This window comes from Buchnera aphidicola (Aphis aurantii) (assembly GCF_039388985.1).
Taxonomy (GTDB): Bacteria; Pseudomonadota; Gammaproteobacteria; order Enterobacterales; family Enterobacteriaceae; genus Buchnera; species Buchnera aphidicola_BL.
Map to the genome: position 1 here is coordinate 563,205 of NZ_CP135021.1, position 12,111 is coordinate 575,315.

Annotated in this window: 11 protein-coding genes and 1 tRNA gene; 6 read left to right on the top strand and 6 right to left on the bottom strand. The window is 24.4% G+C overall.

Going from position 1 to position 12,111, the window contains the following annotated elements:
* Positions 1–35: 35 nt before the first annotated feature.
* The gene (aroK, locus tag RJT32_RS02705) at positions 36–557 is read right to left on the bottom strand and encodes a shikimate kinase AroK (RefSeq protein WP_343154200.1); all 522 of its coding nucleotides are present in this window, start codon (positions 555–557) and stop codon (positions 36–38) included.
* Positions 558–967: 410 nt separating this feature from the next.
* Between aroK and RJT32_RS02710 the strand changes: the two genes are divergently transcribed.
* Positions 968–1,052 (top strand) — tRNA-Ser (locus RJT32_RS02710).
* A 7-nt stretch (positions 1,053–1,059) separates the two neighbouring features.
* Here RJT32_RS02710 and deoD read toward each other — a convergent pair.
* From deoD to RJT32_RS02730, 4 genes are all read right to left on the bottom strand, one after another.
* Complete coding sequence (gene deoD, locus RJT32_RS02715; RefSeq protein ID WP_343154201.1) at positions 1,060–1,767, bottom strand: purine-nucleoside phosphorylase; 708 nt, start codon at positions 1,765–1,767, stop codon at positions 1,060–1,062.
* A 33-nt stretch (positions 1,768–1,800) separates the two neighbouring features.
* Positions 1,801–3,033: a phosphopentomutase gene (locus RJT32_RS02720; RefSeq protein ID WP_343154202.1), complete on the bottom strand. Its 1,233-nt coding sequence runs from the start codon at positions 3,031–3,033 to the stop codon at positions 1,801–1,803.
* A 31-nt stretch (positions 3,034–3,064) separates the two neighbouring features.
* Positions 3,065–4,651, bottom strand: coding sequence for a peptide chain release factor 3 (locus tag RJT32_RS02725; protein ID WP_343154203.1), 1,587 nt, complete (start codon positions 4,649–4,651; stop codon positions 3,065–3,067).
* 1,042 nt (positions 4,652–5,693) lie between these two features.
* Complete coding sequence (locus RJT32_RS02730; RefSeq protein WP_343154204.1) at positions 5,694–6,269, bottom strand: NfuA family Fe-S biogenesis protein; 576 nt, start codon at positions 6,267–6,269, stop codon at positions 5,694–5,696.
* 122 nt (positions 6,270–6,391) lie between these two features.
* Here RJT32_RS02730 and bioH point away from each other — a divergent pair, with 122 nt between their 5' ends.
* Entirely contained in the window at positions 6,392–7,165 is a 774-nt protein-coding gene (gene bioH, locus RJT32_RS02735) for a pimeloyl-ACP methyl ester esterase BioH (protein WP_343154205.1), read from the top strand.
* A 54-nt stretch (positions 7,166–7,219) separates the two neighbouring features.
* On the opposite strand, the gene RJT32_RS02740 is transcribed toward bioH, so the two are convergent.
* Entirely contained in the window at positions 7,220–7,729 is a 510-nt protein-coding gene (locus RJT32_RS02740; RefSeq protein ID WP_343154206.1) for a single-stranded DNA-binding protein, read from the bottom strand.
* Positions 7,730–8,495: 766 nt separating this feature from the next.
* Between RJT32_RS02740 and dnaB the strand changes: the two genes are divergently transcribed.
* The 4 genes from dnaB (at position 8,496) to RJT32_RS02760 (ending at position 12,076) form a co-directional block, all read left to right on the top strand.
* Positions 8,496–9,875 carry a replicative DNA helicase gene (gene dnaB / locus RJT32_RS02745; RefSeq protein WP_343154207.1) on the top strand — a complete coding sequence of 460 codons (1,380 nt, stop codon included), beginning with the start codon at positions 8,496–8,498 and terminating at the stop codon, positions 9,873–9,875.
* A gap of 113 nt (positions 9,876–9,988) precedes the next feature.
* Positions 9,989–10,957, top strand: a complete 969-nt coding sequence (gshB, locus tag RJT32_RS02750) for a glutathione synthase (RefSeq protein ID WP_428994346.1) — start codon at positions 9,989–9,991, stop codon at positions 10,955–10,957.
* 2 nt (positions 10,958–10,959) lie between these two features.
* Positions 10,960–11,367 carry a Holliday junction resolvase RuvX gene (gene ruvX, locus RJT32_RS02755; RefSeq protein ID WP_343154542.1) on the top strand — a complete coding sequence of 136 codons (408 nt, stop codon included), beginning with the start codon at positions 10,960–10,962 and terminating at the stop codon, positions 11,365–11,367.
* A 31-nt stretch (positions 11,368–11,398) separates the two neighbouring features.
* The gene (locus RJT32_RS02760) at positions 11,399–12,076 is read left to right on the top strand and encodes a YggS family pyridoxal phosphate-dependent enzyme (protein ID WP_343154208.1); all 678 of its coding nucleotides are present in this window, start codon (positions 11,399–11,401) and stop codon (positions 12,074–12,076) included.
* Positions 12,077–12,111: the final 35 nt, after the last annotated feature.

Consider the following 12,111-nt stretch of genomic DNA (forward strand, 5'->3'; position numbering starts at 1 on the left):
ATGCTCTAATAATGTACTTTGAATATTTATGAATATTACATTTTTTCTAATAAACGAATTATATTATATGCAACAGATTTAGCACTATGAGTATCAGTATGAATTTTAAAATCAGCTATTTCTTCATATAAAGGATTTCTTTCTTGAGCTAAATTTTCTAATATAATCTTATTTGATATATTTGTTTGTAATAGTGGTCTTTTTTGATCTCTTTTTGTACGTGCTAACTGTTTTTCAATTGTTGTCTCTAGATATATTACAATTCCTCGAGCTGATAATATGTTTCTATTTTTCTTAGATTTAACTGATCCCCCACCAGTAGCCAGAATAATTCCTTGTTTTTGAGTAATTTCATTAATTACTTTAATTTCTCTTTCTCGGAAACCATTTTCACCTTCCACATCAAACACCCAACTTATAGTGGCTCCGGTACGTTTCTCGATTTCTTGATCAGAGTCAAAAAATTCCATATTAAGTTGTTGAGATAGTTGACGGCCAATTGTACTTTTTCCAGCACCCATAGGTCCAATTAGAAAGATATTTCGTTTTTCTGCCATATTTTGATTACTAAAATAATTCGTTAAAACCACTGATGCTAAACATGATTAATGTTAACAAAAATAAAACGTTAAAAAATAGAATAATTAAATTTAAATTAATAAATTATATTAACTGTAAATTGTTAATTAATAAAATATTAACTAATAAAATACTATAATAAACGTAGTTGAAACATTTAAAGAATAAAATTATCAAAATTTTATAAATATTTCATAAATCAATTTTCTCCTTATAATCATGCTACAAATAACATCTAAATTTTTAAAAAGTGAAATAAGAAAGTATATTCTATCAGAGTAAACATCATTTTTTCTATATTTCTTTATAATTTTATTATAAATATTTTTAAATTTAAAACTTGACGTAATTTACTTTTTCAGATGTAATAGAATAAATATTTTATATAGGTGAGGTGTCCGAGAGGCTTAAGGAACACGCCTGGAAAGCGTGTATATGGAAACGTATCAAGGGTTCGAATCCCTTTCTCACCAAAAAAATCTAAATTAATAATGTTGTTTCTAAAGATAAAACAATCATATCATTAAAACTAGATTCTCTATCTGATGATGAAACAGATTCTTTTTTTAAAATATGATCAGAAACCGTGCAAATAGATAAAGCTTGTGCTCGAAATTCAGATGCAACACTATATATACCTGCTGTTTCCATATCTATCCCAACAATATTATATTTGTTTAAAATTTTTAACATATCTTGATCTGTATAAAATGAATCAGTTGTAAAAAAATTACCGATATGAATTTTGACCTTCATTTGTCTTGCTGCTAAAAATGCCTGATAAGTTATATGAAAATCTGAAATAGCAGCATAATCATGATTATAAAATCGTATTCTATTAAATTTTGAATCTGTAGAAGCACCTAATCCGATAACAATATCACGCAAGTTTATATCATCTCGTACCGCACCACAAGTTCCTATTCGAATAATTTTTTTTACATTATATTCTGTTATTAATTCTCTAACATACAGAGCAGCAGATGGTATTCCTATTCCATGACTCATAATAGAAATTTTTTTATTTTTATAATATCCCGTATAAGCTAACATTAACCGTGTTGTATTAATTTGTTTAAAATTATTTAAATAATTTTCAGCAATATATTTTGCTCTTACAGGGTCTCCAGGCATAAGAATTGTATCTGAAAAATCGCTTTTCTTACTATTTATATGGAAAGTAGACACTTGTTTTTTCCTTATTTTTAAAATAAATATTTTTTAAAACATATGTGTGCCATATTGCATTTTTGACAATGAAAAATATTTAGCAATTGTTTGACCTATATCAGAAAAACTGGTGCGATGACCTAAAAACTTCACTTTTCTACCAGGAGAATATATTAATATAGGAATATTTTCTCTCGTATGATCTGTACCTGACCAAGTAGGATCACATCCATGATCTGCAGTTATAATAAGTAAATCTTCTTTGTTAACTAAATGAATCATTTTGTACAACTGACTATCAAAAAACTCTAAACCTTTAGCATATCCAGAAACATCACGACGATGCCCCCAAATCGAATCAAAATCTACAAAATTAGTAAATACAATCGTATTATTTTTAGCTAATTGCATTTCATTAATAGTTGTATTACACAATTCTTTCAGCCCAAAAGATTTTATACTTTTACTAATACCTACTCCTGCATAAATATCTGAAACTTTTCCAACTCCAATAACTTTTCCTTTTTTTTCAGCAACTAATTTTTCCATCACAGTAACAGAAGGAGGTTTTATTGAAAAATCTACTCTATTTCCTGTTCTTTGAAAATTTAATTTATTCATCCCGATAAAAGGACGAGCAATAACTCTCGCTATTTTATATTTATTTTTATTTAATAAAGAACGAATTATATGGCATAGTTGATAAAGATTATACAATCCAAATATATCTTCATGACATGCCACTTGAAGGACTGAATCAGATGAAGTATATAAAATTGGTTTTTTTGTTTTAATATGCTCTTCACCTAATTTAGAAATAATTTCTGTGCCAGATGCATGACAATTTCCTAGAATACCAGGTAATTTAAAATTTTTTATAATTTCATGTATTAAAGTTTCAGGAAATGTGTTATTAAGTTTTTCAAAATAATACCAATCATCTAATACTGGAGCTCCAGCTATTTCCCAATGCCCAGATGTAGTATCTTTTCCTGAAGAAATTTCACTAGCAAAACCATAACTAGCAATAATTTTAGAGTTATAAAATTTTTTATCATAACCAATCGGATATTTTCCTGTTGAAGCATTATGTGCTTGAAATATTCCTAGTTTTTGCAAATTAGGAATTTTTAAATACCCCTCCCTTGCTTTATTAGCTTTTCCTAAAAAACATTGTTCTACTATATGTCCAAATGTATCAGCACCACAATCATTAAATTTTCCAGCATCAACACTTGATCCAATTCCAAAAGAGTCTAAAATCATTAAGAAAACACGTTTCATTTCAAATACCTAAAATAAAATTAAAATATATTTATTGCTCTCTTATTTCATTAAAATTAATATCAATATATCGAGACATTATAATATTTAAGTTAGCTTGACTAGGTGCTAAATATGTTAAATTATTAAAATTATCTAATGCTATACAAGAGTTATTTTTATTCAAAAATATTTCTATATTTTTTTTATAATCTGAAGTAATCCATCTTGCAAACTTAATATTTACTTTTTCATATAAAGCATCTATTTTGTATTCAACTTTTAATCGATGAATTACTACATCAAATTGTAGTATACCAATAGCTCCTAAAATTACATGATTATTATTCAAAGGGTAAAAAACTTGTATTGCCCCTTCTTCCGACAATTGATTTAAACCTTTTTTTAACTTCTTTTGATCTAATGGATTTTTTAAAAAAATCCGACGAAATATCTCTGGAGCAAAACTCGGAATTCCAATAAAATTAATTTCTTCTCCTTCCGTGAAAGAATCTCCAATTTTTATTGTTCCATGATTATGTATGCCAATTATATCTCCTGGATACGCCTGTTTTATGTCAAATCTATCCCCTGCTATAAAATAAAACGCATCAGAAATAATAATGTTTTTTTTAGTTCTAACATGTTTTAATTTAATACCTTTTTTGTATTTTCCAGATACAATTCTAATAAAAGCTATACGGTCATGATGTTTTAAATCCATATTAGCCTGAATTTTAAATACAAAACCTGTAAAATATTTTTCTTCAGGTCTTACTTTTCTTATATTACTATTTCGATAAATAGGTGAAGGAGCCCATTTTATTAAACTATCTAATATATGATCAATACCAAAATTACTTAATGCACTACCAAAAAAAACGGGTGTAATAATACTTTTTAAAAAATCTTTTTTGTTAAAATCTGAATATATATGACTAATTAATTTTAATTCTTCGGAAACTTGAAGAATTAAGTCTGAATTTATATCATTCTTTAATAAACACTGATTTAAATAATCAAAATGATTTTTAAAAACACTAGGTTTTTTAGATTTATTATATAAATAAATTAATTTTTCATATAAATGAAAAACACCTTGAAAATTTCTCCCACAACTGATAGGCCACGTAATAGGTATACAAGATAATTGCAACTCTTTTTCAATTTGATCTAAAATTTCTATTGAATCGAGACTATCACGATCTAATTTGTTTATAAATGTAATAATAGGAGTATGATGTAGTCGGCTTATCTTAATTAATTTTTTTGTTCGTTCTTCTATTCCTTTAGCGGCATCAATAACTAATAAACAACAATCTACTGCAGTAAGAATACGATATGTATCTTCTGAAAAATCTTGATGTCCAGGGGTATCTAATAAATTAATTAAAATATTTTTATATTGAAATTGCATAACAGATGTTGTAATAGAAATACCACGATCTTTTTCAATTTTCATCCAATCTGATTTGACATATTTTCCATTTCCTCTTGCTTTAACTGTACCAGAAGTTCGAATTACTTTTCCTAAAAGCAACATTTTTTCTGTAACAGTTGTTTTACCGGCATCAGGATGAGAGATAATGGCAAAAGTACGTCTTTTTTTTATTTCTACTTGATGATTTAAATTACACATATACACTCTATTAAAATAATTTATTCTTACTAAAGAATTTAGTATAAAAATTTTTTATTAAACTTAATTTTTTTAAAAATATAATTCCAATCATTATATTGTAGTATTTAATAATTTTTTAAAACAAATTAATATGCATAAATTAAATTATATTTTATAAAAAAACATTGATAATTATATAAATAAGAACAGAGTTACGTTAATGAAAAAATATATATTGTATAGCAGAATATAGCTATTAAAATATAAAGTTTATTATATTCCTGCTATAAAATTTAAAAAAATAATTAAATACCAAAATTTCATAGTCTAAAAATTCTAAAATTTATTATTTAAGAATGTAACTGCTAAATTCTTTTTAAAAGAGTAAGATAGAATGGTAAAAATTGAAGATAATATTAAAAATATTATAAATATGACATAGTATTTATTATATTATTTATTAATACATAAAACTTGGATAAAATAACTAATGATCGTCAAACAGTTTTTAAATTAATTTATAGTAGAAATCTATGCGAATAAATCATCAAATTTATTTAGTTATTGATAAATCATTTTAGTTAATATATTGAAATCATTTAATTTTTTATAAATACATGGTATACATCAATACTCGATGAGATAAAAATTTATTTAACGGCTTATTTTTTTAAATTTTTTTAATTTTGAGCAATATGAATTCATTTATTGAATTTTAAAAAACTTGATAAAAATCAGAAAATATAAAATTATACTTATAATTTCTAGTACCATCTTAAAAATTTTTTATTTTTTAATTAAAAAAATTATTACAAAATTAATAATAACTAAGATGATAAAATTACCTGAAAAATTAATTAAAAATATGTTTTTAGTGTATTAAAAATATTTCAATTAAAAATATTAAGATAAACGGAGTAGAAATAAATTATTTATTTGTAAATTAATTTCGTTAGTATGAATATAGTGTTATTAGTAACGATATTTAATATTTGATAAGAATCCTAAGTAAATCATATTTCTTATAAAATTAAAATATTTCATGAATTGTAATATTTTTTTAATAAAAAGAATGATTACCATGCGCATGATCCGTTTGATCAACTACCTTTTTTATTTCAGAAAAACAAGATAATATTTTTTTTTCCACCATTTCTTTTAAAGTGACTCCTATCATTGAGCACCCATTACATCCTCCACTAAATTCTATAAAAGCTATACCACTTTTAGAAATATTTATTAAATTTACTTTCCCCCCATGTAATAATAACTGTGGATTTATTTCTATATCTAAAAAATTTTTTATTTGATCTTTTAACTCAAGTTTTTTATAGATGGTATTTTTTTTAGCGTATGGAGCTTGAAAAGTAAGATATGAGTTTAACTTATCTACTATCAGATTGATTTCAGAATTTTTTAAAAAATGAAGAATAGATTGATTAATATAAACATAAAAATTATTATATTTAAATTTAACATCAGATGTTTCGATTTCATCTGGAGCACAATAAGCTACTTTACATTCTGCGTCTGGCATTCCAGGGTTATCAATAAAGATACGAATTTGAGTCCCTATTGGTTCTTTAGATAAAAGTAAACTCAAATAATTTTGAGCTTCATGAGAGATTTTAATCATAATAATTAATTTAATTTTTTATTAGTTTGAACCATTAATTTTACTAATTAATTCACTTAAATACAAGATAATTCTATAATTATAATTTAAATATAAAATAAATTTATAAAATAATACAAAAAATGAAAAAATTCAAATGGGAAATAAAAGGCAATGGAAATATTAACCTTGTTATATTAAATGGATGGGGTTTTAATTCTGAAATATGGTTTTTTATCATTAAAAAACTTTGTCCGTATTTTAAATTGCATTTAATTGATTTACCTGGAATTGGAAGAAATAAAAAACTAATTCCTACAAATATTCAACAAATTATTGAAGTATTAAATTTTTGTATGCCTAATAATTCAATTTATCTAGGATGGTCACTTGGTGGATTAATTGCAACTAATTTTGCTTTATTATATCCTAATAAAATTTTAGGACTTATTAATGTAGCTTCCTCTCCTTGCTTTATAAAGAAAAAAAACTGGCCTGGAATAGAGAAAAAAAAACTATATTGTTTTTACCGTGATTTAGTACAAAAAAATCATGACACAATAAATAATTTTTTATTCTCACAAATATTTCAAGAAAAAAAACATTTAAAAGACTTGAATGTTTTAACAAACAAATTATTTCAAAGTCATGAAAAACCTAATCAACATGCTATCAAAAAAGGATTAGAAATGCTTTTAACAGTTGATTTAAGATCTCAATTACCTATGATTCGAATGCCATTTTTACGAATATATGGATCTTTAGATACTCTAGTTCCTAAAAAAATTTCAAATTTAACTAATGTGATATCCAATAATAGTTCTTCCGTTATTATAAACCAAGCTGGACACATACCATTTATTTCGCATAAAGAAGAATTTTGCTCTATATTACTAGAATTTTTTAGAAAAATATAAAAAAGTTAATATATTGCCCCAAAAATGGGGCTAAAAAATATATTTTAAGTGTATTTAAAATGGAATTTCATCATCAAAATCTATTTCTGAAGAATCAACTTGTTCTTTTTTTAATTTATATTTTTCTGTATTTTTGGAAGTAATAGTATTAGCTAATTCTTTTGCTTTTAAAATACTATTATTTTCATTTATTGGAGAATTAGGAGTATTAGAACTTCGATTTCCAAGCATTTGCATGGTTCCGCCAATATTAACTATAACTTCTGTAGTATATCGTTCAAGACCATTTTGGTCTTGCCATTTTCTTGTTTGAAGCGAACCTTCAATATAAACCTGAGAACCTTTTCGTAAATACTCTCCCGCTATTTCTGCTAATTTTCCGAATAAAACCACTCTATGCCATTCTGTTTTTTCTTTAGTTTCACCTGTAGTTTTATCTTTCCAATTTTCTGAAGTTGCAAGTGTCATATTCACGACTGCATTACCATTAGGCATATATCGAACTTCTGGATCCTGACCTAAATGACCAATTAAAATTACTTTATTTACACCTCTGCTTGCCATAATAAAAACTCCATTTTTAAAATCAATTTATATAAATATATTTAAACAGAATTTTTAATCATTTAAACTAGCTAATAACCATTTAATTTATTTTTATAAAATTAATATATATTTAGTAAAAATTGAAATATAAATTTTTAACAATATTTATATAGTTAAATTAATTTATATGTTAAATAACATAACTAAATAAAGTTTATACTTACAATATATTTACGTGAATTAAATCAACTAAAATTAAACTTATTCAATTAATAATAAAACTGTTATGTATTTTAAAATATATTTAAAAATCTATTTTAATGTAATTTAAAATAGAAAATATATAAATTTTTCTAAAAATTCATGTTTATATTTAAAAATCTAAATATTTATAAAAATATGATAAAATTATAAAAAACAAAAATTTTTCAATTTCATTTATATTACTTTGTAAAATAAAAGATTTAATATTAGTATATGCAACTAAAATGTGTTTTGAATTAATTTAAAAGCTAATTTTAATATTATTCATATGCTTAAAATATTCCCCTAAAAATATATTCCTCTTATGTTATTAGTAAAAGTATAGCTTAAAATAATTTTATTATAAAAAAGATACAATATATACGTTATTAAAAAAAATCAAACAAACATGTCAAAAGCTTAAAATAATATTTCAAATAATTTTAAAGATACAAAGTAAATTTATCAGTAAATAGTTTATTATTGTAACATTAGAATACACCTTTAGAGTAATTTGCTAAATAATGGTATATGCAAATATATGGGTAAAAATAAATTATATTTAAATCAAATTAATAGATTAAAAATTCCTCCACATTCAATAGAAGCAGAACAATCGGTATTAGGCGGCTTAATGTTGGATAATGAACAGTGGGATTCTGTTTCAGAACATGTAGTTGCTGATGATTTTTTTAGCAAACCACATCGTTTAATATTTCAAGAAATGCAACAACTGTTAAGTTCAGGCCATCCAATTGACTTAATTACATTATCTGAGTCTTTAGAACAAAAAGGAAAATTAGAAAGTGTTGGTAGATTTTCTTATTTAGCTGAATTGTCAAAAAATACTCCTAGTACAGCGAATATCACAGCTTATGCTGATATTGTAAGAGAACGCGCAATTGTAAGAGAAATGATATTAGTTGCTAATAAAATAGCAAATGCAGGATACGATACACAAGGTCGAAAAAGCGAAGAACTTCTAGATTATGCAGAATCTAGTGTTTTTAAAATAGCAGAAAAACGTTTTAAAAAAGATTCAGGACCTAAAAATATCGAAAAAATACTTGATGAAACTATTACTAGCATTGAAAAACTATTTTTATGTCCTAATGATGGAGTCACAGGAATTAACACAGGATACCAAGATTTAAATAAAAAAACATCAGGGTTACAACGTTCCGAATTAATTATTATTGCAGCAAGACCATCTATGGGAAAAACAACTTTCGCAATGAACTTATGCGAAAATGCCGCGATGTTATATGATAAACCAGTGTTAATTTTTAGCTTAGAAATGCCTGGAGAACAAATTATGATGCGCATGCTAGCTTCTCTTTCAAGAGTTAATCAAGCACGTATTAGGACGGGACAATTAAATAATGAAGATTGGTCAAGAATGTCAGGTACAATTAACGTTTTACTTAAGAAAAAAAATATTTATATAGACGATTCTTCAGCTCTTACACCGAGCGAAGTTCGTTCTAGAGCTCGCCGTATTTATCGTGAAAATAATGGTTTAACTTTAATTATGGTAGATTATCTACAACTTATGAGAGTTCCATCTCTTTCAGATAATCGAACACTTGAAATTGCTGAAATTTCAAGAACATTAAAAGCACTTGCAAAAGAACTACAGGTCCCGGTCATAGCTTTATCACAATTAAATCGTTCTTTAGAACAAAGAGCAGATAAAAGACCAGTCAATTCAGATTTACGAGAATCTGGTTCTTTAGAACAAGATGCAGATTTAATTATGTTTATATATCGAGATGAAATATATCATGAAAATAGTGATTTAAAAGGTATAGCAGAAATTATAATTGGAAAACAAAGAAACGGCCCTATTGGAACAATTAGTTTAACTTTTAATGGACATTGGTCTAGGTTTGATAACTATTATAATCCTAAATATGAATAAGTGTTTAAAACTATAATTTTATTGTTGTAAAAATTTATATTAAAAATTTTTATACTTAATTTTTTTATGTTATATATATTATATTCGTTCGTAACTTATATAAATTAAAATATATGAACAACAATAAGATATTAAAAATTGGAATAGTAATGGATCCAATTCAATTAATTAAAATTGAAAAAGACTCCAGCTTTGCTATTTTGCTTGAAGTACAGAAAAGAAATTATCAAATTTATTATATGGAAATGAATGATCTATATTTAAAAAAAAATCAAGCATATGCAAAAGTACGTCTTTTAAAAATACAAAAAAAAATAAATAATTATTTTGAATTCATTCAAGAAAAAAATATTTCTTTAAATGAGCTTGATGTTATATTAATGCGTAAAGATCCACCATTTAATATGGAATTTATCTATGCAACATATATTCTTGAACAAGCCGAAAAAGAAGGTGTACTAATAATTAATAAACCACAAAGTTTAAGAGATTGCAATGAAAAAATATTTTCTCTATTATTTGATAAAGTAACACCAGATACATTAGTCACAAGAAATATATCTCAAATATATAACTTTTGGAAAATAAATAAAGATATAATTATTAAACCCTTAGATAATATGGGCGGATCTAGTATTTTTAGAGTGAAAGAAAATGATGTAAATCCTTTAGTCATTATGGAAATTATGACTCATTATGAAACAAAATATTGTATGATTCAAACTTATCTTCCATCAATAAAATATGGAGATAAAAGAATATTAGTCATTAATGGACAAGCAATACCTTGGTGTGTCGCAAGAATTCCAAAAAAAGGAGAAACCAGAGCCAATATAGCCGTTGGAGGTATAGCTAAAATACAAAAACTAGATAAAATAGATTGGGAAATAGCAAATTACGTATCTCCTATCTTAAAGAAAAAAGGACTTATTTTTGTTGGTTTAGATATTATAGGTGATAAATTAACAGAAATTAATATTACCAGTCCAACATGCATTTGTGAAATTGAACGAAAGACAAACATTTCTATTACTAGTATATTAATGAATAATATTGAAAATCAAGTTATAAATAGAGATTGAAAATAATGGTGATTGCATTTGATTTCGGAACTAAAAATATTGGAGTCGCAGTAGGAGAAAATATTCTTAAAAAAGGAAAAGCTTTGAATAAATTAACTGTATCTAATGGCGCTCCTAATTGGAACGATATAAAATGTTTATTAAACATATGGAAACCTCGTTATATTGTTGTAGGACTACCTTTAAAAATGGATGGTACAAAACAAAACATAACAAAAAAAGCAGAACAATTTGCTAATTTATTAAAACGAAAATTTAATACTTCTGTTAAATTACATGATGAACGTCTTAGCACAAAAGAAGCCAGATCTTTAATATTCGAGAAATATGGCTTTAAAGCATTAAAAAAAGATAAAATCCATTCTACTGCAGCTGTTATTATATTAGAAAGTTGGTTTAATCAATATTGATATAATAATTCATTACATTTAATTTAAACATATGAAAAATATTAAAAATAATATACAAAATCTTAAAAAAAAAATACAATATTCATTAAAAAACAATGATTCTTTAATTAAAAAAATTAAAATTATTGCTGCTAGTAAAAATCAATCAGTTGAAAAAATTCAAATGGCTTTATCATCTGGAATATATGAATTCGGAGAAAATTATATACAAGAAGGGATTAAAAAAATTAAACAACTCAAACAAAATAATAAAATAATTTGGCATTTTATAGGCAAAGTACAATCTAAAAAAACTAAATTAGTAGCTCAATATTTTGATTGGTGCCAAACTATCGATCGAGAAAAAATTGCAATTTTATTGAATAAATACAGAACAAATAAAAAACTTCCAATAAATGTTTTAATACAAATTAATATTTCTAAAGAAAAAAATAAAAATGGAATTGATATAGAAAATTATCATAATCTAGCAAATGTTGTTTCTAAAATGCCTCATCTTAATTTTCGTGGAATTATGGCAATGCCTAACAATAAAATAGAAACAACAAACTATAATGATTATAAAAATATTCAAAATATATTCAATATTTTAAAAAAACAATATAAATCAGTTGATACATTATCATTGGGTACAAGTATTGATATAAAAAGTGCACTTATTTACAATAGTAATATGATAAGAATTGGAAAAAATATTTTTAACTGCTAATATTTCTAATATATTATTTTTTTTAAAATTTTAAA

What these genes read in the sequence shown, in the direction of transcription:
- gshB (WP_428994346.1), top strand. Translation starts at nt 9,989, where the DNA reads ATGAACAACAATAAGATATTAAAAATTGGAATAGTAATGGATCCAATT.
- RJT32_RS02740 (WP_343154206.1), bottom strand. Translation starts at nt 7,729, where the DNA reads ATGGCAAGCAGAGGTGTAAATAAAGTAATTTTAATTGGTCATTTAGGT.
- RJT32_RS02760 (WP_343154208.1), top strand. Translation starts at nt 11,399, where the DNA reads ATGAAAAATATTAAAAATAATATACAAAATCTTAAAAAAAAAATACAA.
- bioH (WP_343154205.1), top strand. Translation starts at nt 6,392, where the DNA reads ATGAAAAAATTCAAATGGGAAATAAAAGGCAATGGAAATATTAACCTT.
- RJT32_RS02730 (WP_343154204.1), bottom strand. Translation starts at nt 6,269, where the DNA reads ATGATTAAAATCTCTCATGAAGCTCAAAATTATTTGAGTTTACTTTTA.
- dnaB (WP_343154207.1), top strand. Translation starts at nt 8,496, where the DNA reads ATGGGTAAAAATAAATTATATTTAAATCAAATTAATAGATTAAAAATT.
- aroK (WP_343154200.1), bottom strand. Translation starts at nt 557, where the DNA reads ATGGCAGAAAAACGAAATATCTTTCTAATTGGACCTATGGGTGCTGGA.
- RJT32_RS02725 (WP_343154203.1), bottom strand. Translation starts at nt 4,651, where the DNA reads ATGTGTAATTTAAATCATCAAGTAGAAATAAAAAAAAGACGTACTTTT.
- RJT32_RS02720 (WP_343154202.1), bottom strand. Translation starts at nt 3,033, where the DNA reads ATGAAACGTGTTTTCTTAATGATTTTAGACTCTTTTGGAATTGGATCA.